23 protein-coding genes are annotated in these 26,819 nt (G+C 68.5%); 10 read left to right on the top strand and 13 right to left on the bottom strand.

The window, feature by feature from the left end; genetic code table 11:
* Positions 1-90: 90 nt before the first annotated feature.
* Positions 91-849 carry a dienelactone hydrolase family protein gene (locus ACLZOT_RS29365; protein ID WP_416972133.1) on the bottom strand — a complete coding sequence of 253 codons (759 nt, stop codon included), beginning with the start codon at positions 847-849 and terminating at the stop codon, positions 91-93.
* Between the two features lie 700 nt (positions 850-1,549).
* Here ACLZOT_RS29365 and ACLZOT_RS29370 point away from each other — a divergent pair.
* From ACLZOT_RS29370 to ACLZOT_RS29380, 3 genes are all read left to right on the top strand, one after another.
* Entirely contained in the window at positions 1,550-2,536 is a 987-nt protein-coding gene (locus ACLZOT_RS29370; RefSeq protein WP_416972134.1) for a heme-binding protein, read from the top strand.
* 316 nt (positions 2,537-2,852) lie between these two features.
* Entirely contained in the window at positions 2,853-4,139 is a 1,287-nt protein-coding gene (locus tag ACLZOT_RS29375; RefSeq protein WP_416972135.1) for a Rieske 2Fe-2S domain-containing protein, read from the top strand.
* 37 nt (positions 4,140-4,176) lie between these two features.
* Positions 4,177-5,100: a PDR/VanB family oxidoreductase gene (locus tag ACLZOT_RS29380; protein WP_416972279.1), complete on the top strand. Its 924-nt coding sequence runs from the start codon at positions 4,177-4,179 to the stop codon at positions 5,098-5,100.
* Positions 5,101-5,369: 269 nt separating this feature from the next.
* Here ACLZOT_RS29380 and ACLZOT_RS29385 read toward each other — a convergent pair whose 3' ends face one another.
* Entirely contained in the window at positions 5,370-6,104 is a 735-nt protein-coding gene (locus ACLZOT_RS29385; protein ID WP_416972136.1) for a TetR/AcrR family transcriptional regulator, read from the bottom strand.
* A gap of 512 nt (positions 6,105-6,616) precedes the next feature.
* On the opposite strand from ACLZOT_RS29385, the gene ACLZOT_RS29390 reads away from it, so the two are divergent.
* Both ACLZOT_RS29390 and ACLZOT_RS29395 read left to right on the top strand, forming a co-directional pair.
* The gene (locus ACLZOT_RS29390; RefSeq protein WP_416972137.1) at positions 6,617-8,086 is read left to right on the top strand and encodes a flavin-containing monooxygenase; all 1,470 of its coding nucleotides are present in this window, start codon (positions 6,617-6,619) and stop codon (positions 8,084-8,086) included.
* A gap of 377 nt (positions 8,087-8,463) precedes the next feature.
* The gene (locus ACLZOT_RS29395; protein ID WP_416972138.1) at positions 8,464-9,219 is read left to right on the top strand and encodes an SDR family NAD(P)-dependent oxidoreductase; all 756 of its coding nucleotides are present in this window, start codon (positions 8,464-8,466) and stop codon (positions 9,217-9,219) included.
* Between the two features lie 9 nt (positions 9,220-9,228).
* Here the strand turns inward: ACLZOT_RS29395 and ACLZOT_RS29400 are convergent, their stop codons facing one another.
* Positions 9,229-9,546 carry an IclR family transcriptional regulator domain-containing protein gene (locus ACLZOT_RS29400; protein ID WP_416972280.1) on the bottom strand — a complete coding sequence of 106 codons (318 nt, stop codon included), beginning with the start codon at positions 9,544-9,546 and terminating at the stop codon, positions 9,229-9,231.
* Positions 9,543-9,683: a hypothetical protein gene (locus ACLZOT_RS29405; RefSeq protein ID WP_416972139.1), complete on the bottom strand. Its 141-nt coding sequence runs from the start codon at positions 9,681-9,683 to the stop codon at positions 9,543-9,545. Before ACLZOT_RS29405 ends, ACLZOT_RS29400 begins: the two co-directional genes overlap by 4 nt.
* Positions 9,684-9,924: 241 nt before the next feature.
* Between ACLZOT_RS29405 and ACLZOT_RS29410 the strand changes: the two genes are divergently transcribed.
* From ACLZOT_RS29410 to ACLZOT_RS29425, 4 genes are all read left to right on the top strand, one after another.
* Complete coding sequence (locus ACLZOT_RS29410; RefSeq protein ID WP_416972140.1) at positions 9,925-10,485, top strand: carboxymuconolactone decarboxylase family protein; 561 nt, start codon at positions 9,925-9,927, stop codon at positions 10,483-10,485.
* Between the two features lie 85 nt (positions 10,486-10,570).
* Positions 10,571-11,443 (top strand): fumarylacetoacetate hydrolase family protein, encoded by an 873-nt coding sequence (locus ACLZOT_RS29415; RefSeq protein ID WP_416972141.1) that lies wholly within the window; start codon positions 10,571-10,573, stop codon positions 11,441-11,443.
* On the top strand, positions 11,440-12,300 hold the full coding sequence (locus ACLZOT_RS29420; protein WP_416972142.1) for a fumarylacetoacetate hydrolase family protein: 861 nt from the start codon (positions 11,440-11,442) through the stop codon (positions 12,298-12,300). The genes ACLZOT_RS29415 and ACLZOT_RS29420 overlap by 4 nt, the downstream gene beginning before the upstream one ends.
* 39 nt (positions 12,301-12,339) lie before the next feature.
* Complete coding sequence (locus ACLZOT_RS29425; protein ID WP_416972281.1) at positions 12,340-13,116, top strand: SDR family NAD(P)-dependent oxidoreductase; 777 nt, start codon at positions 12,340-12,342, stop codon at positions 13,114-13,116.
* Positions 13,117-13,682: 566 nt separating this feature from the next.
* Here ACLZOT_RS29425 and ACLZOT_RS29430 read toward each other — a convergent pair.
* The 9 genes from ACLZOT_RS29430 to ACLZOT_RS29470 all read right to left on the bottom strand — a co-directional run bounded on the left by ACLZOT_RS29430 (position 13,683) and on the right by ACLZOT_RS29470 (position 23,050).
* Positions 13,683-14,786: an NAD(P)/FAD-dependent oxidoreductase gene (locus tag ACLZOT_RS29430; protein ID WP_416972143.1), complete on the bottom strand. Its 1,104-nt coding sequence runs from the start codon at positions 14,784-14,786 to the stop codon at positions 13,683-13,685.
* The gene (locus tag ACLZOT_RS29435) at positions 14,783-14,968 is read right to left on the bottom strand and encodes a ferredoxin (protein ID WP_416972144.1); all 186 of its coding nucleotides are present in this window, start codon (positions 14,966-14,968) and stop codon (positions 14,783-14,785) included. Before ACLZOT_RS29435 ends, ACLZOT_RS29430 begins: the two co-directional genes overlap by 4 nt.
* Before the next feature lie 2 nt (positions 14,969-14,970).
* Positions 14,971-16,161 (bottom strand): cytochrome P450, encoded by a 1,191-nt coding sequence (locus ACLZOT_RS29440; RefSeq protein ID WP_416972145.1) that lies wholly within the window; start codon positions 16,159-16,161, stop codon positions 14,971-14,973.
* Between the two features lie 205 nt (positions 16,162-16,366).
* Entirely contained in the window at positions 16,367-17,299 is a 933-nt protein-coding gene (locus ACLZOT_RS29445) for a dioxygenase (RefSeq protein ID WP_416972146.1), read from the bottom strand.
* Positions 17,296-18,387 carry a maleylacetate reductase gene (locus tag ACLZOT_RS29450; protein ID WP_416972147.1) on the bottom strand — a complete coding sequence of 364 codons (1,092 nt, stop codon included), beginning with the start codon at positions 18,385-18,387 and terminating at the stop codon, positions 17,296-17,298. Before ACLZOT_RS29450 ends, ACLZOT_RS29445 begins: the two co-directional genes overlap by 4 nt.
* Positions 18,384-19,373 (bottom strand): gamma-resorcylate decarboxylase, encoded by a 990-nt coding sequence (gene tsdA / locus ACLZOT_RS29455; protein WP_416972148.1) that lies wholly within the window; start codon positions 19,371-19,373, stop codon positions 18,384-18,386. The genes ACLZOT_RS29450 and tsdA overlap by 4 nt, the downstream gene beginning before the upstream one ends.
* A 60-nt stretch (positions 19,374-19,433) precedes the next feature.
* Complete coding sequence (locus tag ACLZOT_RS29460) at positions 19,434-21,011, bottom strand: bifunctional 3-(3-hydroxy-phenyl)propionate/3-hydroxycinnamic acid hydroxylase (protein ID WP_416972149.1); 1,578 nt, start codon at positions 21,009-21,011, stop codon at positions 19,434-19,436.
* A 50-nt stretch (positions 21,012-21,061) separates the two neighbouring features.
* Positions 21,062-22,321 carry an MFS transporter gene (locus tag ACLZOT_RS29465; protein WP_416972150.1) on the bottom strand — a complete coding sequence of 420 codons (1,260 nt, stop codon included), beginning with the start codon at positions 22,319-22,321 and terminating at the stop codon, positions 21,062-21,064.
* A gap of 180 nt (positions 22,322-22,501) precedes the next feature.
* On the bottom strand, positions 22,502-23,050 hold the full coding sequence (locus ACLZOT_RS29470) for a flavin reductase family protein (protein WP_416972151.1): 549 nt from the start codon (positions 23,048-23,050) through the stop codon (positions 22,502-22,504).
* 583 nt (positions 23,051-23,633) lie between these two features.
* On the opposite strand from ACLZOT_RS29470, the gene ACLZOT_RS29475 reads away from it, so the two are divergent.
* Positions 23,634-26,627 carry a BTAD domain-containing putative transcriptional regulator gene (locus ACLZOT_RS29475; RefSeq protein WP_416972152.1) on the top strand — a complete coding sequence of 998 codons (2,994 nt, stop codon included), beginning with the start codon at positions 23,634-23,636 and terminating at the stop codon, positions 26,625-26,627.
* Positions 26,628-26,819: the final 192 nt, after the last annotated feature.

Genomic DNA, 26,819 nt, shown 5'->3' on the forward strand with positions numbered 1-26,819 from the left:
GTGGCGAACCAATCGCCAACCCGGCAACGCCGTCCCGAAAACCGACACGGGCATCGCCCCTGTGCCTGCCGCGTTGAGAAGGACCACTTGTCAGAGAGTGCGGCCGAACAGGTCCAGCAGGCCGGCCCAGTGACGCTCGTCCGCGGCCTTGTCATACAGCGGCAGCAGATCGGCCGCGGAGAAGCCGTGTTGGGCGCCGGCGTACATCTCACTGTGGTAGCGGACGCCGGCCGCGGAGAGGATCTCGTTGAAGCGCTCGATCTCCTCGTACGTCATGATCGTGTCCTTGTCACCGTTGGCGAAGAAGACCTCACCCCTGATGCGGTCAGCCACCATATGCGGGCTGTCCGGGGCCTCGGTGATCAAGTGCGAGCCGTGGATGATGGCCGCGGCGGCGACCCTGTCCGGGTAGCCGCCGGCCGTGCGGAGGCACAGCATGCCGCCGTAGCAGTAGCCGGTGACGCCGACGGGACCGTCGCTGGTGTGCGGGCTGGCCTCCAACCAGTCGAGCCAGCCCACGGCGTCGCGCATGGCGTCTGTCGGGGTCAGCGCCTGCACCAGCGGCCCCGTCTTGTCGAGGATGCTCCAGAGTGCGTCCTCCGTGACAGACTCCGGCATTTCCACGACAGGTGCTGGCGTGCTGCGGTAGAAGACGTTGGGAACCAGAACCGCGTAGCCGGCCGAGGCGAGTCGATCTGCCCGCTCCTTCACGCTGGGTCGCACGCCCATGACATCCGTGTAGAAGAGGACGGAGGAGTGCGGCACGGAGTCGTCAGGCCGGACGAAGTACGCATCCGCCGCACCGTCCTGGGTCCGCACGGACAGGTCCATTCCCTCGACTGCTGTCATGGAGGGCTCCTCTCATCAGGCGGCGCCTGCCCCGGCCCCGTCGCTGCGGAAGACGGTGTCGCAGGTCCAGGCGCTCGGTATGTATGTGCAGTTGCCGCGACGAGCTTGTACGAGCGGGCCAAAATCGCGGCGAAAATCACTGCCCTCGCACGCCACGATCTGCGTGGGCGCGGCGAGGCCCCGGGGCGGACGCACCCACGCCGGCGCATGCTCCGGGCCGCCGGGGATCAGCTCTCCGGGCGGCGGCTCGCGCGGTTGCGGCATGCACCGACGACCCGACCGGCGAGATCAGCGCCGCGGGTGCGGTCAAGGAGCGCCTGCGGATACCTCTGGTCGAGACAGCCCCGGACCGGATCCGGCACCCGCTTCTGGCAACCGCCCGAGGACCTGCACCCGCTGAGCAGCATCACGGGGCCGCCCTGCCGGCAACGCGGCTCTGCTCCAACCCGGGTCCGTCGGCGCACGTGCAGGTAGCTCGTACAGTCCCCTCGCCATGGGGCTGATTTCCCATCCATTTTGCGGGGTGCCCAACACTGAGTGTGGATCGGGGACTTGATCCGAAGCGGTGAGGCCTTGTTCGGATCCCGAGCCTGTGAGAGGGCCCCAGGGGTCCCGAGGGCGAAGGGATCAAGGAAATGCCCTGCCTCAGGGTGCCCGGAGGCGAACGGGAGGCAGGGCTTGAGCGAGCGGAGTACAGACCATGAGTAAGGCGGAAGGGCCGCATCCCAGGGATCTCGGTTTGACCGAGGCTCGTGCTCTGGTGCGGCGCGCGGTGGACAAGGCCGAGCAGGTAGGAGTGAGCGGGGCGATCGCCGTCGTAGGGGCGAGCGGGGTACTGATCACAGCGTCCCGGATGGACGGCGGAGGAGCCGGCGGGATGAAACGCGCATGGTCGAAGGCGTGGATCTCCGCGGTGGAACAGTCCCCGAGCTCGGAACACCTGCACCACATGGCAACGGTTCCCGCGGCACTCTCCGCCGGGTTCGCCCAGGCCTGTCCTCAGGCGGTGTTCCCCGGCGCGGGCGCGATGCCGATATCCGTCGACGGTGTGGTCGTGGCCGGCCTCGCGGCCTCGGGCGCGAGGATCAGCCCGTACTTTCCCGCCGACGTGGACCCGCGCTTCGTCACCGTGGATGGCGAGCCGGCCAATCCCGAGGACCTGGTGAGCGCCTACGCGGTCGACGGTCCCTACATCGGGCATCACGGGGACGACTACCCACGCTGGAAAGAGCGTTTCGGTGACCTTGTCATCGACCGGGCCGACAGCCTCGGCATGACACCCGCACCCCAGGCGAGCCAGCAGGCTCAACTCGACTGGGCGAAGACGCTCTGTGACGCCGCCATCAAGGAGGCGTCGCGCCGGGGTCTCCGGGTGGCGGTGGCCGTCGTGGACCGCGGTGGTGACCCGATCCAGCAGGACCTGATGGACGGCGGGTCGGCCGGCGGCGTGGCCGTCGCGCAGGCGGTAGCCGGCGCCGCGGCACTCTTCGATTGCGACAGCGAGTCTCTCGACTCCCGGTACGGCCGGGCCGAGACCCTTGCGCCGCTGGTGATACCCCCGGTTCTGAGTGTCCCCGGCGGCCTGCCTGTCCGCGACGGCGCAGGAGTGGTCGCCGGTCTCGGCATCGGCGGCGGCGACCCAGCCGTCTGCGCGGAGATCGCGCGGACCGTTCTGTCCGCTTCATGACCAGGGCCTGGTTCAAGGGCCGGCCCGGTGACCGGCTACGGCTCGATAAGGCGCTTCCATGCCTGGGGCAGCACGGCCCTGTCGCCCTGGGCGACCCGTCTCTCGGCGGCTGTGCCTCCGGCAGACGGCGGGCAGACATCCACGCACGCGTCACGGCTGTATGGCGGCCAAATGGCGGCCAGGGCAACGGCCTCGGGGAGCGTACGCCAGCGCACTCCAACCTCTGATGAATGTTATTGACAAACTTTCATCAGAGGCACAGGATGGCAACCAAGATCGGCGGAATTATGCGTTCCGCACTGACAAGGAGAACGTCATGACTGAACCCTCCACCGTGGACACCGGAACCGGTTATGGCCGCAAGGCGCCGTCGCACAACGCACGTCTGACCGAGGTCGGCCCGGGCACGCCGATGGGCGAGGCGATGCGCCGGTACTGGCACCCGATCGCTTCGTCAGCAGGTCTCACCTCCGACGCACCGCACCGGACGCGCGTCCTGGGCGAGAACCTGGTCGTCTTCCGTGACGGCCAGGGACGCCCCGGCGTCGTCTTCGAGCGCTGCGCGCACCGGGGCAGCAGCCTGTTCTACGGCCGCGTCGAGGAGGACGGCATCCGCTGCTGCTATCACGGCTGGAAGTTCGACGTGCAGGGCCACTGCCTGGAGCAGGTACTCGAGCCCGACAAGGGTCTGCGTCGCGACGTCGCGCGCCAGCCGTGGTACCCCGTCGAGGAGCGGTACGGCCTGGTGTTCGTCTACATGGGCCCGCCCGACCGCAAGCCCGCCCTGCCCCGCTACGACTGTCTGGAGCCGCTGGAAGACGGCGAGCAGTACTACGCCGACATGCCTGCCCCCGGACTGCCGCCGACCGGCCTGGTGGCCGACTTCAACTGGCTGCAGCTGTGGGAGAACACGATCGACCCGGGGCACGTCGCCTGGCTGCACTCCCAGCACAGCGGCCAGCAGATGCAGGGGGTGGGCACCACCGGCACCCCAGACAACTTCTACGACCCCGATCTGTTCCCCGCCAACATCTCCTACGCGAAAACCGAGTACGGGACGAGGTACGAGTACCGCTACCTGGACAAACGGGAGACCGGCACCGGGAACGAGCTGGTCTACATCATGGAGCAGCACCTGCCGAACGTCTTCACGCTGCCGGACTTCGTGAAGGTCACCCCCGATGCGCGGCCCGACCTGGTGCTGTGGGTCGTCCCGAGCGACGACACCCACCACCGGATGTTCTTCTCTCTCCGTACCAGCGACCCCGATCGGCTGGGACGGTTCGCCTTCGGCATCCTGCAGAACGGCAAGATGCCGTGGGAGATGACCGAACAGGAGCGCCAGCAGTTCCCCGGCGACGGCGAGGCGCAGGAGTCCCAGGGCCCGATCACGCTGCACTCCGAGGAGACCCTGGCGACCAGCGACCGCGGTGTGGTGATGCTGCGCCGCCTGCTGAACACCATGGTCGACGACGTGGAGGCCGGCCGTGACCCGCTCGGCGTGAGCAGGGTCGACGAGCAGCCGCGCCACATCCAGGGCGGCATATTCACCGCAGCCACGGCGGACCGGGCCCCGGCGGCTGCGCCGACGACCGAAGCCTGAGAGGGGTCTGGCCGTGACGTGGACGGAGGTGGTGGTCGTGTCCCACTCCGCCGTGACCGAGGACATCGTGGTACTCGACCTCGCCTCCCCCGGCGCGGCCGAGCTCCCGGCCTACAGCGCCGGCGCACACATCGACGTCATGATCTCGGGACTGGTCCGTCAGTACTCTCTGTGCGGACCACCCGACACCGGGCACTACCGCCTGGCCGTGCTGAACGCGCCCTCCTCACGGGGCGGGTCGAAGGCGATGCACGCGCTGAAGGCGGGTGACCGGCTGCAAATCTCGGCACCGCGCAACCGCTTCCCACTCGCCAATGCCCGACGGCATCTGCTGTTCGCTGGCGGGATCGGCATCACTCCCCTGCTGGCGATGGCGAGGCACCTCGATCAGGAGGGCGGCGACTACGCACTGCACTACTCCGCGCGAAGTCGCACCAGTGCCGCGTTCGTGTCGGAACTGGCCAGCGATCCCCGCGTCACCTTTCACTTCGATGACGGAGAGCCGGGCCAACTGCTCGACATCGCCCGTGACCTCGGTGATCCACAGCCGGACACGGCGGTCTACGTCTGCGGTCCGGGTGGGTTCATGGACTTCGTGCTGGGCAAGGCCGAGGCGCTGGCCTGGCCGGTGGAGGCCCTGCACAAGGAACGGTTCAGCAACGACCTCGCCGCCGCGGAACCGAGCCAAGCCGGACAGCAGGACTTCACCGTGCGCCTGGCCTCCACGGGCACCGAGTACCTGGTACCGCAAGGGCGCAGTGTGCTGGACGTGCTGCTGGAGAACGGTGTTGACGCGCCGTACTCATGCCAGCTGGGCATCTGCGGCGAATGCGTCGTGCGCGTGCTCGCGGGCAACCCCGACCACCGCGACGACGTACTCACCGATGACGAGCACGCCAAGGGCATGTTCACCACCTGCTGGTCCCGGGCGCTCTCACCCCACCTGGAGCTCGACCTCTGACCACGTGCCGCCATCCTCGCCCGCCCCGTCGAAGGCACCACGGTGGAACTGGCAGAGGCGGCCTGGCTCGATGCCGTGCGCGCGCCATGTAATTGCCCCACCGCCTTGTCGCAGATGCCGCAGTGGGGCATTTCGTGGCGCGGAGGACTTCCTTCAGCACACCGACCGCCGGCGCGAGATCACCCGGATCGAGGCGTCTGACGTCTCCGCTGAGGGTCCGGCGGGGTGTGCTCGTCAGCTGACTGCAAAGACGTACAGCCGACACGTCGTCAGCTGTCGGGCTGATACTCATCCGGCGTCTCGGGGGTGTCCTCGGGAGGAGTCATCCGGCCCACGGCCGCTCCTCCCGCAGGGGCTTCGGCGAGTGCGTACACAACGCGCGCCAACTGATCGGCGTAGTGGTCGATGAACTCGGGGGAGGCCGGATCCGCGCCGGTGACGGTGGCCGCCAGCTGGGGCAGCAGCTCCGGCGCCATGCTCGCGGCGAAGAAGGCCAGCGTCAGCACGCCGGCATCAAGGTCGCTCCGGAGCTCCCCCCTGGCCTGCCTCTTCCTCGTTTCCTCGACAATGCCGAGGAGCCGGGCCGCCCCCTCGTCGGTAGGAGACCGCCTGCCGTCGAGCTCGGCACGAACCAGCGTGCGAACAACGGCCACCTTGTCGTCGTGAGCCCAGCGCACGAAATCCCGGACTATCTCGGCGTACGGCTCGGTGACACTGACCATGTTCGCGCTCTTGGCGGTCCAACGCTCACTGAGGGCGTCGTAAAGACCCTGCTTGCCGCCGAAATGATAGGTGATCAGCTGGTGGTTCACACCGGCAGCGGCAGCGATCCGCACCACACGCGCCCCGTCGAACCCGTGTCTACCGAACTCGATGTTCGCCGCATCCAGGATGGCCTGACGGGTGTGTTCCGGGTCGTGCCGACGACGAGGATTGCCCGAGCGCCGACGGCGCTGTTGCTGTCCTTTGGAGCTACTGGTTCGCTGCTCGAAATCATCGGTCACTTTTCGAATATAACAAGTCTTCCGCTCTGCATCCGAATCAGCACATAAAGTACGGACAAGTCAGCAGAACTCAACTGGCGCGGCCCCGTTGCACGCAGGGCAGTGTGCCGCTACCGCCCGGAAGCGGACACCGTCCACCTGCGGACCTTGGACGTTCCCGCCCGACCCGGGTGCGGCGGGGGCCTTCGCGCCCTCAACCGCGACTCGCTCGAAACAAGCGCACGCACGAGATCCAGGTCGAGAAGGCCAGACCTGTCGGCTGCGGATATCGCGGCACGAACAAGGCCTCCCCGCCAAGGCCGAAGGGCCAGTTTTCCGCTTCTTTCGCCGGCCTTCGCCAGACTCGGCCACTGAGCCAAAGTCGGCAGATCGCGCACGGCATCTCGATCATTGCTCGTCGCTACGAGGGAGGACCAGGTACCCGAGACCACGCTGGTCAACGACCTGGTCCTTCACCGCTCCGACGAGTCGCGTCCAATTACCGTCGCACCGTGCATCACCGAGGAGTGAGGATGAGCCAGAATTCGAAGGTTCTGATTGTGGGGTCTGGAGGCAACGCGATCGCAATTGCCGCCCGCCTGCAGCAGGAAGGGATAGATTACAGAATCATCACCGCACACTCCGAATTCGGTGGGACTTGGTTTATCAATCGATATCCAGGATGTGGAGTTGACACTCCGGCAGCAATTTATCAATTCGGGTTCGCACTGAACGCCAATTGGAGCCATACATATCCAGCACAATCGGAGGTGTATGAGTATCTGTGCAGCTTGGCCAAGGATTACAGGCTGTACGAGAAAACCGACTTCAACACCGAGATGACGGCGTGCTCGTGGGATTCGGAGGCGCAGTCATGGGCGGTTGACACCACCTCCAACGGGAGGTATTTCGCGCAGCACCTCGTGCTGGCAACCGGCTTCCTGGACGTCCCGATCGACGGCAGGATTCCGGGCAGGGACGTCTTCACGGGTCGGATCTTTCACTCCCAGCAGTGGCCGGAAGGGTATACCGGCCAGGGGGACCGGATGGCCGTGGTGGGGTCGGGTTCTTCCGCGCTGCAGATCGTACCGGCCATGCAAGCCGTGGCAGCGTCGGTCAAGGTATTCCAGCGGACGCCGACGTGGGTCATGCCGATGAACAATCACACCTTCTCGGAAGATGAACGGCAGCAGTTCGCGGCGAATCAGGATCTACTGCTGCAGGCACGTACCGAGGAAGACGCGAGGAGGTCTTCGTTCTTCCGGACGTTGAACGGCAGCGGTCCGGAGCGGGATGCCCAGCTCGAGATCATGACGGCGAAGGCGTTGCAGTACCTCGAGGAGCAGGTGCCTGATCCAGAACTCCGGAAGCTCCTCACCCCCGACCACAACCTCGGCTGCAAACGGCCCGGCCACAGCGACAAGTGGTACCAAGCGCTTCAGCAGCCGAACGTCGAACTCGTCCCCGAAGCAGCGGCGGAGATCACGGAGAGGGAGATCATTTCTCTCAGCGGTCGGAGCTTCGAGGTCGACACGATCGTCCTTGCTACCGGCTTTCATTGGGGTACACACATTCTCAATCGTGTCCACCGGCGCGATGGCCAGTCGGTCGCAGACGCCCAGGCGGGGCACCCCCGGGCTTACAAGGGACTCATGGTCAGCCAATGCCCGAACCTCTATCTGGTCGGTGGGTCCGGACCCAACTGCCGAACCGCCGGCAATGGACTGCGGACGGGTGAGATCACCAGCAGCTACGTCGTCAAGTCCATCGAATACATGGACAAGATCGGAGTGCGCGCCCTGGAAGTCCGCGAGGAAGCGGAGACCGCGTGGAAACGCCGCGCAGACGAGGTGAACGCCACAGGCGTGTCCTCAACGGGTGAGTGCACCAACTACGTCAGCGACAAGTTCGGCAACAACATGGCCGACTGGCCAGGGGATGAAAGGGATCAGACCGCCGCGATGAACCAGTTCGTCGCCGGCGACTATCAAGAGCCCGTATAGACGGGAGACCGATTTCCCGTGTGTGCCTTGATGGTCAACGGCAGGTGTCCCCTGACCGAGTCCCTGACTGGCGGAACGCCGGTCAGGGAGGTCTACGACACCACCGGCTCGACGCACGCTCGTCGACCGCGTTGTCGGCGAGCAGATCGCGTAACCGCTGTGCCGCTGCACCAGCGGCTTGGCACGGTCCGGGTACGGCCAGCACCGGTCAGGTGTGGCCCCTTTGCTGCAACTCCTCTACTCGGCGAAGAAGTCAAGGTGTCGGCCCCGGATGGCGACCAAGGCGTCGACGCGACAGACGACGCCACGGGACTGGTCCCATCTCGCACTAGATCATCTGAAAGTCACTCTTATTCACCGAAACATGAGGAGTTACCGTGGGATGGTTGGGTCTGGAAGGCCGCCGGGCACTCGTCCTGGGAGCAGGCGGGCTGGGCGCCGCCTGCGTCCGGGGCCTGGCAGAGGCCGGGGCGCACCCGGCCGTGGTGGACGTGGACGAGTCGCGGCTCAGGGCACTGCGCGACGACCCGACGCTCGCCGACTCCGATGTGCAGGTTTTCCCAGCCGATGTGACGACTTCCGCCAAGTGCGAGAAGGCCGTCACGGCGGTGGCCGACGAGCTGGGCGGGCTGGATGTAGTAGTGCACGCGGTGGGCACGAACGACCGCCGCCCGGTGGTGGACACCCCCGACGAGGTGTGGGAGCGGATTCTCACGCTGAATCTGTCGAGCGCTTTCTACGCGGGGCGGGCGGCCGGGCGAGTAATGCGAAAGTCCGGCGGGGGCAGCATGGTGTTCTTCTCCTCGGTCTCCTCCCGACTCGCGCACAAGCACCATGCTCCCTACGCGGCGACCAAAGGCGGCCTCGACCAGCTGGTAAGGGTGATGGCCCGGGAGTGGGCGGCCGACGGCGTGACCGTCAACGCGGTCGCCCCGGGCTATACGGAGACCGAGCTGACCAGGGAATACCTGGACCGGCCGGGGATGCGCGAGGAGATGGTGGGCCTGGTCCCGGCCGGGCGCCTGGGCACTCCTGAGGACGTGGTCGGTGCTGTGCTCTTCCTCGCCTCGCGGCAGGCGTCGTTCGTCACCGGGCAGGTGCTGTACGTGGACGGCGGCCGCACACTGGTCTGACCGCACCGATCATGATGAGCAGGCCTCGAAGTCAGTTCCGCCGAGCAGTCGCGTGATCTCCTGGCAGGCGTCCAGCAAAGGGAGGCGCAGCTCGTCGAGCAGACAGCCGACCGGGAACTCCATCGCGGGAACAGCCACGTTGACGGCGGCCACCACCGCCCCAGACACATCCCGCCCGGAGGCGGCCACCGAGCGCAGCCCGTAGGCGAGTTCCTCGTCCTGCACCGCCCAGCCCTGCTTGCGGACCGCCGTCAGGTCCGACCTCAGCTCGGCTGGCGACCGCCTCGCGTCGGGGCCGGTCGGCCCGGTGAAGGACGTCTCAGTCAGTGCTGCTCCAGCTCCGTGTCGTCATGACCAGCCGGCAGCACCCTGCCGATGGACGGACCGACCGCCGGAAGCCGGGAGCCGACCTGGACGTCGGCGGTCACCAGGCCGTTGTTGCGCAGCCGGACGAGATACAGCACCCGGTCATCGAACAGGGTGCCGGGGTTGACCGTCCAGCCGGTTGTTCGCGGCCCGGCGCAGTAGTGGCCCGTCGGCCGGTTCCACCAGGTCCGTGCCGCGCAGGTCGGAGGAGCCGAGCGTCAGGACCCTTGGGGCGGGGCGGTGGGCGCCGTCCGGGCAACTGCTTCAGGAATCCGGAGGCCCGTTCATTTCCATGTACGGACGTCGCTGTCGCGAAGACGCTACGCAACGAGGAGGACCATGCAAGCACGACTGGCCGGGCTGCCGCCCGCAGAGCTGAACGAGCGACAGGCGGAGGTCTATCGGGCCATCACCGGCGGTCCGCGCGCGACCGGGCAGCAGGCTTTCGCACTGACCGATCCGGACGGGCGGCTGCTCGGCCCGTTCAACGCCATGCTTCTCAGTCCGCCCGTGGGCCTCGCGGTGCAGGCCCTCGGTGCGGCCGTGCGCTACGGCTCCGCGCTGGGTGACAGGGTGCGGGAGATGGCGATCCTCGCCGTGGCCGCACATTGGAACAGCGCCTTCGAACGCGATGCCCATGAGGCCATGGGCCGGGCCGTCGGCCTGACCGCCGAGGAGTTGGCCGCCCTGCGCACCGGCACGGCGCCAGAACTCACCGACCCGGTCGAGCTGGCCGCCCTGCGGGCGACTTCCGCGCTGCTGCAGCGCGGCGGGCTGAACGACGAGGAGTACGCCGACGCCGTGTCCGCGCTGGACGAGCGGGGCCTGTTCGAACTGACGACCCTGGTCGGCTACTACTCCACCCTCGCCCTGCAGCTTCGAGTTTTCGCAGGTGAGTGACCTTGAACTGCCCTAACGGTCCATCAATACCCAAACAGCGTTCATCTGGTGAATATCACTTTCACCCAACGAAAGAAGGACTCTCGTGAAACTGATCACCTTCGACGACGGCCGGGTCGGCAGGTTGGAACTGGAGGAGCGGCTGGTGCTCCCGCTGGAGGTGCGAAGCACCCAGGAGTACTTCGAGCGCGAGGGCAAGATCGCGGAGACCGGGGAGCGCCTGTCGCTGGATGACGTGAAACTGCGGGCGCCGATCGTGCCGAAGAAGTTCTTCCACACCTCCGGCAACTTCCGTGAGCACGAGGACGAGTCGAAGCACGTCGACTGGTCCCACCCCATGCACAAGGGCATCGTCTTCTTCCAGAACGTGGACGCCATCGTGGGTCCCGACGAGCCGGTCATCTACCCGGAGCACCTGACCAGCGAGCTGGACTACGAGCTGGAGATCGCCGTGGTCATCGGCAGGCCGGGCAAGTTCTTCGGCGTGGACGACGCCCCCGACCACATCGCCGGCTACGTCGTCTTCAACGACATCACCGCCCGCGACATCCAGCGCCGCGAGATGGAGTCCGGCGTCTTCTCCTTCTGCAAGGCCATCGACACCTTCTGCCCGCTCGGCCCGTACATCGTCACCGCCGACGAAATCCCCGACCCGCAGAACCTCGACATGGAACTGCGCGTCAACGGCGTGGTGAGGCAGAAGTCCAACACGAACCGCATGTCGGTCTCCATCCCGCACCTGGTCGCCTACCACTCACCGCAGACCTACAGCACGGGTGACCTGGTCACCACCGGCACCGTCCAGGGTGTGGCCGGCTTCAGCGGCGACCCGGACATGTACCTCAGGCCGGGCGACGTCGTCGAGGCCGAGGTCGAACGCCTGGGCGTCCTGCGCACCCCGATCGTCAGCTGGCAGGAGGGGCACGGCACCCCCGTACCGGAGAAGGTGGACTGGTGAGGCTCGGTGTCCTGGACGGCCGGGCCGTCGTGGTCAACGGCGACTGGGCCTGCGACATCGCCTCCGCCTCCCGGGGGCTGCTGTCCCGCGACCCGATGACCCTGCTGGAGGACTGGCTCCGGGTACGCGACTGGGCGGCCGGCCTGCCCGAGAAGGTGTACGACATCCCGGTCGACCCCAACGCGCTCGGTGCGCCGGTCCCCCGTCCCCGCCAGGTGTTCGCCGTGGCGCTCAACTACCCGCCGCACGCGGCGGAGGCCGGCTTCACCCCGCCCGAAGAGCCTCTCGTCTTCACCAAGTTCCCGTCCTGCATCACCGGCCCCCACACCACCGTCGCCCTGCCCGACGGCAAGGTCGACTGGGAGGTCGAACTCGTCGCGGTCATCGGACGCGAGACGTACCGGGTGAGCGAGGACCGCGCCTGGGAGGCGGTGGCCGGCCTGACCGTGGGCCAGGACATCTCCGAACGCGTGACCCAACTCCAGGGAAAACCGGCCCAGTTCAGCATCGGCAAATCCTTCCCCGGCTTCGGGCCCACCGGCCCGGTGCTCGTCACCGCCGACGAGTTCGACAACCCCGACGACCTGGAGATCACCGGGCTCCTCAACGGCCGCGCCGTCCAGCACGACCGCACCAAGTCCATGGTCTTCCCCGTGCCGGAGCTCATCGCCCGTCTCTCCGCCGTACTGCCGCTGTCCCCCGGCGACCTGGTGTTCACCGGCACCCCCGCCGGCGTAGGCAACCGGATGAACCCGCCCCGCTACCTCACAGCCGAGGACGACCTCGTCAGCCGCATCCAGGGCATCGGCGAGATCCACCAGCGCTTCACGGCCCCCGAAGACATCCACCCCGCATAGACAAGGACCAACATGCCCGAGCACACCACACCACCCTCCATGCCCATGCCCCGCCGCTTCGAGGGACGGACCGTCCTGGTCACAGGTGCCGGTACTGGTTACGGCGCCGAGATCGCGGTGCGCGCAGCCCAGGAGGGCGCCCGTGTAGCCGTCCACTACCGAAGCTCCGTGGCCGGGGCCGACCGGACCGTCGCCCGGATCAAGGACATCGGGGGCGAGGCTTTCACCGTGCAGGCCGACATCTCCGTGCACGCCGACGTGATCCGCATGGCGAGCGAGGTCTTCGACCGCTTCGGCGGCCTGGACGTGCTCGTCAACAACGTCGGTGACGTGGCCGGCGACCAGATGTCCTGGCGAAACCTCACCGAGGAGTCCGTCGATCACCTGCTCGCCGTGGACGTCAAGGGGACCATGCTCTGCGTCCACGAGATCGGCTCCCGCATGCTGGACCAGGGTCACGGCGCGATCGTCAACATCGGCTCCACCGTGATCGTGCGCGGCAGCATGCGGGCCCCGCAGTACGCCGCCGCCAAGTACGGCGTCCTCGGCATCACCAAGTCCTACGCACAGGCCTTCGCGCCCTTCGTCCGCGTCAACACCTTCGCCCCCGGCTTCATCGAGACCGAAACCCTCCTCAACCGGGAGGACTGGAAGTCGGGCCGCCGCGAGGACCTGATCGCCAAGACCCCCATGGGCCGTATCCCCGGCCCGTCCGAGCTCGCCGGCACCGCCCTCTTCCTCGCCACCGACGACGCCTCCCACATGACCGGCGTCTACCTCAACGCCGACGGCGGATACAACATGATCGGCGCCTGACGCGGGGGCGTCCGTTCAGCTCCGGGGGCGCGGTGGCCTGCCCTGCCCTGACTCCCCACCGTGCCCCCGGTCTCTCCCCGGTCAGTAGAGGTCCCCGACCTGAGTCCACGTGGTTCCCCGCCGGGGCCCGCCCCGGGAACACACCGGAAGAACCCCTCGCGGACAGGGTCCAGGTCAGTTCCGGTGTCTCCGAGGCCGCCGACGACCCCCGACAGCGTGTCGGGGGCCGTCGGCGGCCTCGGCCTGAATTTCGGAGTCTGATCCGGGCGGGGCGCGACGGAACCTGACCGGTCGGACAACCGCGGCATGCACGGGCAGGGTCGGGGAGTTCCGTCCGCCGGCCGCCGCCCGAAATCCTCTGGGGCCACGGGCTCGTACGTCGGCGGGCGTTCGCCCGCCCATCCGTCCGGCGGGGCACAGCTCGCGCCCGTCCCCGACAGCACCCTCGCCGGACGCCGCGGGCAGGCGGGGCTGGAAGCCAGGACGGGTGAGGGGATTGCGGGGCATGGCATGGCACAACGATCGAATCGAGGAGTCGGGTGCACAGCAGCGGATCCCCCGCTAGGTCACTGCGCGGAGGCGGCGAACTGCCGGATCTTCCGGACCGGCATCACGTGGTTCACGGTCGCAGCCGCCCCCGCCGACCAGCGCAGAAGCATCGACCTGCCGTCGACTTCGACCAGGTCCGGTTCGCCCAGTCCGGCTGGTTCGCCGGCGATCTTCACGTCGACGCCGAACTGGCTGGTCCAGAAGTAGGACGGAAGCCCTGACCCGGCCGCATCCTCCCCGAGCAACGCCTGCGCTGCCACCCGCGCCTGCTCCACCGCGTTGGTCCAGTGAGGTCGGCGGCGGGTACCGCGGACCACCGCCACATCCCCTGCCGCCACGATGCCGTCGGCGACGCGGCCACGGGAGTCGGTGACCACACCGCCGTCGAGTGTCAGGCCTGAACCGGTGAGCCAGTCGACGGCCGGCACGTCCCCTGCCGCGGACACGATCACGTCAGCCGTGAGGATGTCGCCGCCAGCATCGACGCCTGAAAGTGTGTGCGATCCGACCAGTCGGACGCCGCTGGGTACCCTCCGCATCTCCACGCCCTGCTCGTGTGCGGCACTCGTCACCACCTCCGCGAGCACCGGCCCGAGCACCCGGGACAGGGGCGGATCCCGGTCGACGACCGTGACCGTCAGGCCGAGGGTGCGGCACGTCGACGCTATCTCCATGCCGAGCAGCCCGGCTCCGACGACCAGGACGCTGCGAGCGTGTGTCAGGTCCTCGCGCAGGGCCGCACAGTCGGCGAGCGTGCGCAGCACCCGCTCTCCCGACATACCGGGAGGACTCAGCCGCCGGGCCCGACCCCCTGTCGCGATCACCAGACCGTCGTAGGGCACCGGCTCGCCGCTCTCCAGGATCACCCGGCGTGCCCTGGTGTCCAACGAGGCGGCTCGCGCCCCGAGTCGCAGTTCGACGCTGCCGTCGAGGGGCGGTAGTGCGGTGGAGGCGTCCGTCGCCTGGCCGGACAGCACGGTCTTGGACAGGGGAACCCGGGTGTAGGGCGGCTCCGTCTCCGCGCTCAGGAGCGTGACCGTCCCGTCGAAGCCCCGCACTCGCAGCCAGCTCGCGGCGGTCACCGCCGCGATCGAGCCGCCTACGACGACGATTCGCTTCACGACGTCGCCCGCAGCGCCGCGACAGGGCAGGAACGCACCGCCGCGAGGGCGAGTTCGCCGTCGTGGTCAGCGCCGAGAATCAGCTGCACCATTCCGTCGTCGTCCACCTGGAACACCTCCGGCGCGATGGCCTCGCAGACAGCGTGCCCCTCACAACGGCCGGGAACGAGTTCGATGCTCACGGTCACACCCTTCGCGTGGTGACGGTGACCGGCAGGCTGTCCAGCCCGCGGATCACATTGTTCAGGTGTCGACGCGGCGAGCCTGCGAGCTCGACGCGGTCGACACGGTCGAGCAGGGCGGAAAAGATCGCTTGCGCCTCGATGCGAGCCAGGCCCTGGCCGGCGCAGCCGTGCACGCCGTATCCGAACCCGACGTGGTCCATTGGCGCCCGGTCGAGCTTGAAGCGTTCGGGATCGGTCCACTTGCCGGGATCCCGGTTCGCCGACCCGAAGAGCAGAGCTACGCGTGCCTGCTCCGGGATCACCGCCTCCTCGTACTCGACGGGGCAGGTGGTCCTGCGGAAGAACATCTGAACGGGCGATTCGTAGCGCAGGATCTCTTCGAACACCAACGGCACGAGGCTCCGGTCTTCTCGCAGCGCCTGCCAGGCTTCGGGCCGCTCCGCGAGCAGCCACAGACCGCTGCCGATCGCGTTGATGGTGGTGTCCATGCTCGCCACGAGGTACGCGCGCAGCAACGGCACGACCTGGTGCTCGCCGATCACCCCTTGGTCAGCGGCGCGGTAGACGGCTTCGCCCCAGCCGCCCGGTTCGAGGTTGTCCCGGCTCATCATCGTGGTGAGTCGGTCGAACAGGGCGTCAGCGACCGGCAAGGATTCCTTGGTGCGGTCGTTGAGCGGGCCGAAGGTGTTGAAGAAGGCGTCGGCGAAGCGCAGAACCTCCTCCCGCGCGGCCAGGGGCATCCCGACCAGGTCGGCGACGACGCTCACGGGGAACACCCGGGCCAGGTCCCGGACCACGTCGAAGGTTCCGCGCTCCACGAGCGGGGCGACGAGGTCCTCGGCCCGGCGGCCGATGTCCGTCCGCAGTCTGGCGAGGGCGCGGGGCGCGAGGCTCTCGGACAGGACGCCGCGCAACACGTCGTGTTCCGGCGGGTCCGACGCGAGGACCCCGCCGCTGCGCCGCTCGTTCAGAGCCGGTTCGAGGCCGACACTGCCGACCGAGGAGAACCGCCCGTGATGGCCCAACGCCGCACGTACCTGCGCGTACCGCGGCAGCGCCCAGCAGTCGTGCCGCGACAGGTAGACCGCCGTCCCGAGACCGCGCAGGTCTTCGTAGGCGGAGTACGGGTCGGTGAGGACCTCGTCACTGAATATGTCCACGTCGGAGACCGGTGCGTGGGTCGAAATCATCCTTGATTCCTGTCTGCTGTGTGGTCAGCGCGCCGGCCGCAGGCCTTCCACCCAGGCCAGCGCGTCTTCGGACCAGTGGATCTCCGCCCGGGTGCGGGAGATGTTTTCCTGTACCGCCAGGACCTTGAGCCCGGTGATCAGCTCGTGGCTGCTCCGCGGCCGGTTCGCCAGCCGCTACACCAGGCGGGGGAGGTGTCGAGGAACATCAGTCTGACGTGGGCGGGGCGCTGTCCTGGCCGCCCTGGTCGGCGGGGACGAGCACGAAGTCGAATTCGCAGAGCCATTGGTGCGTCCCCTCGCCGCCGTCTGCCTTCTCGTAGTGGGCGATCAGAGAGGGCTTCACCCCGAACACCGCGTCCGAGGCGAGGTACGGGTCACCGGCGACGAAGGTGTGTGTCACCAACTTCTGGAAACCGGGGGCACTGAGCATGAAGTGCATGTGCGCCGGCCGGTAGGGATGCCGCCCGAGGCGTCGCAGCAATTGCCCGACGGGGCCGTCGTCAGGAACGGGATAGGACGTGGGTTTGATGCCGCGGAACGCGTACGTGCCGTCGTCGCCGGTGGAGAAGCGGCCCCGGTTGTTCCACTTGGGCTGCACGTGCGGCTGCTGGACGTCGTAGTAGCCCTCGGCGTTGTCGGACCACACGTCGAGGCAGGCACCCTCGATGGGGCGCCCGGTCAGGTCGAGCACGCGGCCACGGAACAGGCAGCTGTCTCCCTTGCCGTCGAGGCAGATGTCCTCAGCCATCTCACGGTTCGGGGCACCCTCGACGTAGAAGGGGCCGAGCACGGTGCTCTCCGTGGCGCCGGAGGGCCGTCGGTGGTTGAGGGCGTCGACGAGCATCGAGAGTCCGAGCACGTCGGAGAGCAGGATGAACTCCTGTCGCTCCTCGGAGCACAGCTGACCGCTGCGGGTGAGGAACGAGATCGCCTCCTCCCACTCCCGGGGGGTGAGCGCGACGTCCTTGGCGAACTGGTGGAGGTGCTCCACGAGGCTGGACATCACTTCGAGCAGCCGCGTGTCGGCGGTGGGATCGTTACGGCCGAGAACGGTGTCCACGGAACGTTCTTCGGTGAGGTACGTCATCGCGCTTCCTCGTGTGTCGTGGGGGTGGTCATGGTCGTGCAGGATGGTCATGAGGGTCGCTTCCCGGCCCACGCGTCGTGCAGGACGCTGCGGATGCCCTGGTGTTCCAGCGGCCGGGGGGACCAGTACGGCTTGGCGAGCGCCAGGTCGGTCACGGTGTCCAGGTCGGACTCCGCCACGCCGAGGTCACGCAGCCGCTGGGGTGCCCGCAGTGACGAGGCGAAGTCGAACAGCGCCGCACCCAGCGGGTCGTCGAATATGTCGACGGCGGGGATCAGAGCGTCGGCGGCCGCCTCGGCGACGTAGCCGATGGTGTGGGGCAACAGGACGGCGTGGGTTTCGGCGTGGGGCAGATCCAGGCTGCCGCCGAGGGTGTGACAGATCTTGTGGTGGATCGACATCCCGACTCCGCCGAGCACGGTGCCGCACATCCACGCCCCGTAGAGCGCCAGGTCCCGCGCGTCCTGGTCTCCCGGGTGATCCAGCAGGGCCGGCAGTGCGTCGTGAAAGGCGCGCAACCCCTGCTCGGCGAACGCTGAGAACACCGGGCTGCCATCGCGGGCGTAGAGCCCCTCCAGCGCGTGGGCCATGGCGTTCAGGCCGCTGGTGACGCTCAGCGGAACCGGCAGTCCGTCGGTCAGGTCCGGGTCGTAGATCACGGTGTCCGGGAGGATCTCCGGGCCGCTCCGCGTCGTTTTGACCCCGCCTTCGGTCTCTCCCAGGATCGGAGTCACCTCCGAGCCCGCGTAGGTGGTGGGCACCACGACCTGCGGGACGCCGGTACGGCTGGCGACGGCCTTCCCCAGGCCGGTGGTCGAGCCACCGCCGAACGCAACGACACAGTCGGCGTCGAGCTCGGCCAGACGCACGGTGGCCTCTTCGGTGACGGCCACGGGAGTGTGCATGGTCGCGCCGTCGAAGGCCCCTGCCGCGAGAGATCCGAGGGCCGCGACGAGCTCGATGCCCTGCTCTCGCTGCTGGGGAGTGGTCAGTACCAGAGCGCGACGGCAGCCGAGTCGCTCGACCTCGTCGCCGATTCGGGCCAGGGCGCCCCGTCCGAAGACGATCCTGGTCGGTGCGGCGGTGTGCGTGAACGGCTCCAGCCGTGGGCGCACGACGGTCACCGTGCCGTCCGTCATCGGTCCAGGCCGAACAGCTTGACGGCGTTGGTGCGCCCGATCTTGGCCCGGTCGGCCTCGGAGATCGATGCCGAGTCGAACCAGTTCGCCGCGTGGTCGATGTTCTCGAAGGGCCAGTCGGTGGAGAACATGATCCGCTCCGACCCGATCTCAAGGATCGCGTCCACCAGGGTCTGGGTGCGGAAGTTGCCGGAGGTGGTGATGTGGAAGTTCTCGGTGAAGTAGTCGACGAGGCGTCGCTGTGCCGGGTAGGCCGGCGGCTGCTCGACCCAGCCGTTGCGGTTGTCGATGCGCCACAGCATGGCGGGGATTCCCTCCCCCATGTGACCGATCACGATCTGCAGCGAGGGGTGCTCGTCGAACAACCCTGAGGCCATCAGCCTCAGCGCGTGGACCGCGGTCTCATGGGCGAACGCCCAGGTGGGGCCGAGCAGCCACGGGTGGCCGTCGTATATGTGAGCGTCGCGTGGCAGCGGGTTGCGCGGGTGGAGGTAGAACGGGACGTCGAGGTCGGCGACTTCGGCCCAGAACGCGCGGTACTGCGGAAGGTCGTAGTAGAGGGGCAGCTCGCCGTCGCCCTGGGCCGCGTCCTGCGAGAAGCCGTTGACGAGCGCGCCGACGAATCCGAGTTCGGTCACGCAGCGACGCAGCTCCGCCGCGGCCGCGTCCGGGTCCTGCATCGGCAGCGCCGCGAAAGCGCGGAACCGGTCGGGGCGTTGGGCGCACTGCTCGGCGAGAGCGTCGTTGGCACGTCGGGCGATCTCCACGGCACGCGCCCGGTCCGCGATCGCCTGCACGGCGGGCGCGTTGAGGGAGAGGATCATGGTCTCGATGCCGTGCTGGTCCATCAGCTTGAGCCGGCGGCCTTGGATGTCGACCAGTCGGGCCTGCAGTTCCTCCCAGTGGGTGCTCGGCACGAAGCCGGCCGAGTCCTGCAGCGTCTCGGGAATCGCCCAGTGCTCTTCGAGCGCGATCTTGCCGTCCATGGGGTGTGCTCTCTTTCGCTGGTTGTTGGGTGGCCTCAACGCTTCACGCGGACTGTGCGATCAGGCGGAAACGGCGAGCAGGTCGAGCAGTTCCTTGGTCAGGGCCGCCAGCTCCTGGGGGTCGCGGGCCTGGCCGAAGATGTAACCGTCGGGCCGGACGATGGCCGCGGCGCAGCCGCTGGCGGCGAACCACCGGGTGTACACGCCTCCGGTGTCGGAGAGGTCGGCGCGTTCGTTCATGCTGGCGATCCCGAACGCCACAGCACGCCCGCCGGTCGCGGCGAAGGCCCGGCGTGCCTGCTCGGGAACGGCGTCCAACGTCGCGCGCCCGTCGGCGACGATCAGCCAGCCGGTGCCGGCGATGTCGTCGAAGAGCGCGGTGCGCTCCGGCGACGAGACGAGCCCCTGGGGGAAGATCTCGCCGGAGTTGGAGATCAGCCCGCCGCGCAGGGCCGGGTAGACCAGCTTGTCCGGCTTCTCGTTGGCACGCCGTGCGGCGATCATGCGGGCGTCGCGGCGCGCGGCCTCCTCGACGTCACGCATGGTCTGCACGCGTCCGAGCTCGATGGCCTTCTCGGTGATGAACCGGACGTGCGGCTCGCGCTCCTGCTGGTAGCTGTCGAGCAGGCCGGCGGGGTGGCCGGCGAGCACCATGCCGAGTTTCCAGGCGAGGTTGCGGGCGTCCCGGATGCCCGAGACCATGCCCTGCGCCAGGAACGGCGGCATCTGGTGTGCGGCGTCCCCCGCGAGCAGGATCCGCCTGTCGCGCCACCGCTGCGCGACGCAGGACCGGAACGTGTAGTTGGCCACGCGGACCAGGTCGGCGTCCTCCTCGGTGAGGTACTCCCCCACCCGGGCCCAGACCCGCTCCGGCCGCACCGCCTCCTCACGTGTGGTGTGCGCCTCCAGCCGGAAGGAGAAGCGGTGGTACCCGGGGCCGATGTTGACGATGGCGATCGGCTCCGCGGGGTTGCACACCTGCCGGAACGTCGGCAGGCCGGGCACCTCACGGCGGAGCCGGAGGTCGCATACCAACCAGTTCTCGAAGAAGCCGTAGTCGTCGAGCACCGCCCCGAGCACGTCACGGACGAAGCTGTTCCCACCGTCGCAGCCCACCAGGTAGCGGCCGCTGACCCGCACCGCCTCCCCGTTGGCCGGGGCGGCCGTCGCGGTGACGCCGTGGGGGTCCTGCTCCAGGTGCTGCACGGTGACCCCGTGCAGCACCCGCACGTTCGGCATCGACGAGACGAGCTCGTCGAGCACGGTCTCCACATGTGGCTGATGCATCATGTACTGCGCGGGCCAGCCGCACCGGCCCGGGTTGTCGTACTCGATGTCGAGCAGCACGTCGTCGTGGCCGTTGACCCAGACATAGCCGCTTTGCACGTTGGTACCGGGCAGCATCTTCTCGGCGACCCCGAGCTTCTGGAACGTGCGCATCGTCTCGTCGTCGAACGCCGCCGCCCGCGGGAGGTTGTAGAGGCCCTCATAGCGTTCCAGGACCACGACGTCGAGCCCCTGCTGTCCCAGCAGGGCGGCCAGGGTCATCCCGGTCGGGCCGTAGCCCACGACGAGGACATCGGCCTGGCCGACGTGGCCGTCGCCCGGTGCATCGAACGGTGTGATCGGTTCAGTCATCAACAGCTCCTGGCTCGATGAGTTGACGGTTGGTGGACAGGGGTCGTGGCCTATGCGGTGCGGGCGGCCTGTTCCGGCACACGGGGCGACGCACCGGTGCGGGCGGGCACGGCTGGCACCAGGGACGCGAGCAGCGCACCCGCCACTCCGGGGATCGCGAAGAAGTAGAAGTTCCACGACACGCTCAGGGACGAGGCCAAGATGGCGCCGCCCATGCTGGGACCGACGATGGCACCGATCCGTCCTACCGAAAGGGCCCACCCGATGGCCGGCCCACGCAGTTCGTCGGGGTAACACGTCACGACGAAGGCATTGGTCAGCACCTGAGAGCCGATGAAACCCAGGCCGCTGACGAACATGGCCACGAACAGGACGAACAAGGGCGGTCGGCCGCTCATGACCAGCAGCGCGACGGAGCCGGCCAGGAACGCGGCGACGACAACGGTCTTGATGCCGAGCCGGCTGGCGAGCCTGCCGCCGGCCACCATGCCGACGCCGGCACCACCCCACATCGCGACGGACTGGAGCAGCGCGGACCCCAGCGAATACCCGGAGGCCTGCATGATGGTGGGCAGCCAGGTGCTGATGCCGAAGGCCAGCAGCAGACCGCAGAACGACACGGCCCAGAACAGCAGGGTGGCCACCCGGACGTCGGGCGCGAGCAGCGAGAGCAGCCCGCCCAGGTCGCCGCGCTCGCCACCGGTATCCTTCGACGGAGTGAACGGGCTCTCGGGTAGCGAGCGGGCCGCGAGCGGCACCAGCACCAGCGCGGGAAGGGCACCGACGGCGTAGATCCACCGCCAGGACTGCCCAGGAATCAGCGCGCTGGCGAGCACCGCGGCCATCAGCGCGCCCCCGGCGTACCCGGCCATCATGACGGCGACGTTGCGACTCCGTCGGCTCGGTTTCGACAGGTCGGCGACGTAGGCCGTCAGAGTGGGAAGCACGATGCCGAGCCCCACGCCCACGACCGAGCGAGCCACGGCGAACAGGTCGAACTCCGTCGCGAGGGCGCATCCGAGCGTGCCGGCCGAGAACAGCCCGACCCCGGCCAGCAGGAGCCTGCGGCTACCCACGCGCCGAATGAGAACGGCGCACAAGCCGGCCCCCACCAGCATCCCGATCGCGAGCAGTGAGCCGACGTGACCGGCTGAGTTCTTCGTGACATGCAGGTCGGACCGCAGCAACGAGGGAACGGTGAGGCCGTACGAGGCCAGGTCATACCCCTCCAGGGCGGCGAACCCGCCTGCGATGACGAGAAGCGCCCGCTCACGGGCCCTTCCGGCTGCCGCGGCAATGGCAATAGACATGTTGTGACTCCCGACAGTCGTGTTGGCAGCGACCCGGGTCGCGCTTTCGGACCGGACAGGCCGGCGGCTCAGCCGAGCCATGCCCTCACCAGGGCCGCCACATGACACTGTTCGCGGACGGCCCGAGGCCGACAGCGCGGGCGCACGCGTGATCTACCTCTTCGCTCCGGCCGACCGGGCCTACAGGTCTTCCCATCCGAGTTGCCAGAAGTCACTGTCGACGATGTGCCCTGGGTCCATCCGGGACAGTCGGCCGCCGCAGAACACCAGCGGCCTCGCGGGACCCGCTGTGCGCAATGCGAGCACGTCATGGACGACGAACACGTGGTCTCCCGCATCGGTAGCACCCACGGGACGGGCGAAAACCGTCAGCGGCGCGCGGGTCAGCACCGGCACCTGGAATTCCGTGTCGAGTTCCCAGGCGACGCCGTCGAACCGGGACGCCGGCGGCCGTGCGAAGGCTTTGACGACGTCCAGATCGGATTCGTGCAGCACGCTGCAGCTGACCTGATCTGCTGCCCGCAGCAGGGAGGCGGTGCTGGAGCCGAGCGCACCGAGATAGCCGACGAGCGGCGGCTCGAGCGAGACGGAGGTGAAGGTTCCCACCACCATGCCGATCGGCCGGTCGGCATGCATGGCGGTTACGACCACGACGCTGGTCGGCAGCCTCGACAGCGCACGGCGGAAGGCTTTCTGATCGGGAGCGACGACGCTCGGCGAGTGATTCAACGTGTGCACCTCGTTCGGAGGTCGTCGCGGCCTCTCATCCGAGCCGGACGCAGAACGACGGAATTCGGTCCCGGCCCGACGCGGAACCTCCGATACGTTCCAAGGACACTGCTGGAGCGCTGTACGGCGTGCGTCGCCGGCGCCCGAGTGTCGCGGGGGCAGCGCTGGACCGGCACCATGTGCCGGACCGCGGCAGCGCACCTGGCCTCGAACAGGAACGTCGCGTACCGCCACGCCGGCGAGCGCACCGGGACGAGCCGCACGGTGGGGGCGGCACTGCCGCGCTGCGGCTCCGTGTCGCGAGCGTGTTCCCGGAGCGTGCTCACCATCGCGTCGACTCGTGCCCTGACGTCGTCGACAGTGCTCACGTTGCCGAGGGCAACCGTGGCTGGGTGCATGGGATTTCCTTCGATGGGGTTAGGGTCACCATGACTCTGCCGCGAGCCTTCAAATACCGGCGAAATCCGGGCCGGAGCGGCGTCATGCACGAGGCCTCACCACATGTTTTCGCGTTCGTTTGCACCACGCGTGGCGTGATGTGGCAGGCACCACACCCAGGTAGCGAACAGCAGACGGGCATGGGATGAGCGCGAGGAACACGTTTCTCATCGAGGCGAAGGTTCGGGCGCCACAGGTCCGCGAGACGGCCATCGCCCGGCCCAGGGTGTCGCAGCTGGTCCGGTCTCACCTGGCGGACGTGGACGTGCTGTGGGTGACGGCGACCGCGGGCGCGGGAAAGACAACCGCCGTGGTCCACGCCTTGGCCGGCATCTCGCACCCGGTCGCCTGGATGCGCCTGGACAGTGGTGAGGTGATGCCGGGCCGGTTTCTCGTGTACCTCGAACAGGCGCTGCTGCGCGCGCTGCCGGAGAAGAAGCCCGTCGTCGAGTCTGCGCTCGAACAGGGAATCTCCCACCGGGAGTGCGCGGCGCTCTTGGCGCAGTCGATCGACGAAGCCGAGGTCGTGCTGGTCCTCGACGAGGTGGAGCGGATCGAGGAGGCACCCGCCGTCCAGCAGGCACTGTCGTCGTTGCTCACCTACGCCGCCACCGGCACCAAGACGATCCTCGTCTCCCGGCGCGAGGTGGAACTCGGGCTCGCCCGCGCCCAATTGGACGGGCACGTCGGTTACCTCGGTGAAGCCGACCTTGCGTTCTCCGTGGCGGAAGCCGGCGAGGCCCTGGCTCGCCTGTCGCTGGCCGATGTCGACGCACAGACGGCAGTCGACGCGACCGGTGGCTGGGTGACCGGCGTGTTGTTCGAGTCCTGGCGCTCGGCGGAACACGTACACGGCGCCGGCGGTGAGGTCGATCCGTTGAGCAGCTACCTGTCCTCAGAGATCATGGGCTCGCTCGACCCCGATCTCCGCGGCTTCCTCGTCACCACCGCAGTCCTCGATGTCGTCACCCCCGACGCCGCCTGTCACCTCGGGATCGCCGGCGCCGGGGAGCTGATGAGCCGGCTCCGCACGGCGCATCTGCCGGTCGTGTTCGAGGGCCCGCTGGCGATGCGCTGCCACACTCGGTTTCGCGAGTACCTGCTGGACCGGTGGCAGGAGCTACGCCCGTCGGTGCGCGCCGACATCCACCTGCGGCACGGTCATCTTCTGGCCGAGCAGCGGCGATGGGAGGACGCGGTTGGGGAGTTCATCGCCGCTGGTGACATCGCCCAGGCCGAGGACACCGCCGAGCGGGTGATCATCGCCATCGCACGCCGGCTGGACTTCGAACTCGTCGAGCGGTGGCTGGGCTCGTTCCGGGCGTGGCGCGTGGAATGCTCGCCCGTGCTCACCGCTGCCGAGTTGTTGGTCGCCTTCGACCGGGAACAGTACGGCCGCGCCTCACGGGCCGCGGACCGCCTGGTCGAGTGCGAGGACAAGGAAGCGGTCTCCGATCCGCGGCTTCTCGGCGCCATGGCATGGATCTACTTCGCCAACTGCCGGATCGACGACGCCTACCGCGTGCTGGACGACGCGCCGGACGACGCGCACACCAGGGCCATCCGGTTCTGCATCGGTGTCGAGATGGCCGACGACGACACCCACTACCGCGACCGGCCGCCGAACACGCACACCGAGCTCGACGGCCCGCTCGCCCGGGTGGACGTCGTCCACGGTCGGTTCGCCGAGCTGCTCAGCCGTGAGGACAACCCTCAGGAGGCGGTCCGGCTGGCGCGGGCCGGGGCCATGGCCGGGCTGGGCCGGCTGGAGGAGGCATGGTCCCAACTGTCCTTCGCGAGCTCCGGATGGACCGGGATCCGCACGCGCGCCGAACTGCTCGCCGCGTCGGGGCGGCCGGAAGAGGCATGGTCGGAGCTCATCGCCGGCCGCGAGCGGCTCAGCCGCTCGGAGTCACCCCTGTACCGGATGTTCGCGCTCCTCACCGAGGCCATGCTGGCACTGCGGTTCCGGCGTGACACCGCGCAGGCGCGAGCCGCGCTGCGTGCCGTCCTCCGGGAACCGACTGCCCAGCGGTGGATCCGGGTGCGGGAGCAGGGCGCCCTGTGGCAGGGACTCATCGCCCTGTTCGAGGACGACACCGAGGAGGCTGTGCTGCAGCTCCGGGAGGCCGTCACGCTGATGACGAAGTGGGATCGGCGCCCGCTCCTGCCGACGGCGGCCGTATACCTCGCCGAGGCCGAGTGGCGAGCGGGCAACGAGGAGCGTTCCGACCGTGCGGCCGACCTCGCGCTGAGCACCGCGAGCGCGATGAGATCCGCGCACGCACTGGGCCGGGCCCTGGAGGACTTCCCGGCCGTGCTGTCGCGCCGGCTGGACATCGAACGCGATCCGGACGGCCGCTGGCACATCCTCGGCCGTACTTTGATCGTGCACGCCGAGTCCCCCGAAGTCGTCGTGTCGCGCCCTTCGGTCTCCGTCGACGAGCTGGAGCGTCCGGCGATCCTGATCGGCGAGCGCCGGCACGAGCCCAAACTCACCAAGACGGTCGAACTGCTGAGCTATCTCGCCGTCGAGGGCCCGGAGGTCAGCCGCGCCGATCTCATCACGGCGCTGTTCGACAGCAAGAACGACAAGTCGGCCAACGCATACCTGCGCATGGCGGCCGGCGCCGTCCGCCAGCTCACCGGTGACCCCGACTGCATACTCAGCGACGGCTCGCGAATCCGATGGAACCAGGGCACCCTGAGCAGCACGTTCGTCGACACCCGGACGAGGCACCAGAGGATGCGGCTCGTCACCGGCCACGACCGGCTACAGATGGCCCTCGACACGCTGCACCGCGTCGCCGGCATGGAAATGCTGCCGGGTGCCCGGTCGCCGTGGGTCACCGAGCACCGGGAACGGTGGGCGACGTTGATCCGCGACATCCGGCACACCGCCGCCGAAGCAGCGTACGAGACCGCCGACTACGGCATCGCGCACCGGCTGGTCCAGCAGGTGCTGGCCGAGGACCCGTACCGGGAGCGCGCGTGGCGACTGGCGATGAAAGTCGCCTCCGCTGTCGGTGACACGGACAGGGTGATCGCTGCCTACCGTGGCTGTGCGACAGCGATGCGGGAGCTCCGAGCCGATCCCTCGTCGGCCACCCGCGCGCTGTTCGACCGACTGCGAACCTGATCCCGCTCACGCGTCACGGCGCAGGCGCGATGCGGGCAACCGGCCACTGGCGCGATCGGGGTCCATGACCGCCCTGGCATCCGACGGCTCGGCTGCGCGCCGCGCTGCCGAGCATCGGCCCGGACGGAATTTCTCTGTCATTTCCCTCCCGGGCACAGACTTTATTCTGCGGTCGCGCCCACAGTTCACAGG

It is taken from the genome of Streptomyces sp. 4F14 (assembly GCF_048159485.1).
Lineage (GTDB): Bacteria > Actinomycetota > Actinomycetes > Streptomycetales > Streptomycetaceae > Streptomyces.

Coding starts and splice junctions, on each gene's coding strand:
- ACLZOT_RS29410 (WP_416972140.1), top strand. CDS start 9,925: ATGCAAGCACGACTGGCCGGGCTGCCGCCCGCAGAGCTGAACGAGCGA.
- ACLZOT_RS29390 (WP_416972137.1), top strand. CDS start 6,617: ATGAGCCAGAATTCGAAGGTTCTGATTGTGGGGTCTGGAGGCAACGCG.
- ACLZOT_RS29370 (WP_416972134.1), top strand. CDS start 1,550: ATGAGTAAGGCGGAAGGGCCGCATCCCAGGGATCTCGGTTTGACCGAG.
- ACLZOT_RS29445 (WP_416972146.1), bottom strand. CDS start 17,299: ATGACCATCCTGCACGACCATGACCACCCCCACGACACACGAGGAAGC.
- ACLZOT_RS29365 (WP_416972133.1), bottom strand. CDS start 849: ATGACAGCAGTCGAGGGAATGGACCTGTCCGTGCGGACCCAGGACGGT.
- ACLZOT_RS29475 (WP_416972152.1), top strand. CDS start 23,634: ATGAGCGCGAGGAACACGTTTCTCATCGAGGCGAAGGTTCGGGCGCCA.
- ACLZOT_RS29460 (WP_416972149.1), bottom strand. CDS start 21,011: ATGACTGAACCGATCACACCGTTCGATGCACCGGGCGACGGCCACGTC.
- ACLZOT_RS29375 (WP_416972135.1), top strand. CDS start 2,853: ATGACTGAACCCTCCACCGTGGACACCGGAACCGGTTATGGCCGCAAG.
- ACLZOT_RS29440 (WP_416972145.1), bottom strand. CDS start 16,161: ATGATTTCGACCCACGCACCGGTCTCCGACGTGGACATATTCAGTGAC.
- ACLZOT_RS29425 (WP_416972281.1), top strand. CDS start 12,340: ATGCCCATGCCCCGCCGCTTCGAGGGACGGACCGTCCTGGTCACAGGT.
- tsdA (WP_416972148.1), bottom strand. CDS start 19,373: ATGGACGGCAAGATCGCGCTCGAAGAGCACTGGGCGATTCCCGAGACG.
- ACLZOT_RS29450 (WP_416972147.1), bottom strand. CDS start 18,387: ATGACGGACGGCACGGTGACCGTCGTGCGCCCACGGCTGGAGCCGTTC.
- ACLZOT_RS29465 (WP_416972150.1), bottom strand. CDS start 22,321: ATGTCTATTGCCATTGCCGCGGCAGCCGGAAGGGCCCGTGAGCGGGCG.